General features: G+C 58.9%; 1 protein-coding gene. It reads left to right on the plus strand.

Annotated elements, in window-relative coordinates; genetic code table 11:
- On the plus strand, positions 1–207 hold a 207-nt coding region (locus tag AABK37_RS42480), incomplete at both ends, for a hypothetical protein (protein WP_432557338.1).

The following is a 207-nucleotide window of genomic DNA, read 5'->3' on the forward strand; positions in this document are numbered from 1 at the left end:
GATGGACAACCTGACGTATTCGTACGGAACGGGCAACACGCGTTCGAACCGCCTGCTGCGCGTAACGGACGGCGGCGACAAGACGGCGGGGTTCATCGATGGGGCCAACACCGACGACGACTACAGCTACGACGCCAATGGGAACATGGTGGTGGACAAGAACAAGGGGATTACCACGGCGATGGTGTACAACCATCTGAACCTTCC

The organism is Tolypothrix sp. VBCCA 56010, assembly GCF_050875635.1.
Taxonomy (GTDB): Bacteria; Cyanobacteriota; Cyanobacteriia; order Cyanobacteriales; family Nostocaceae; genus Hassallia.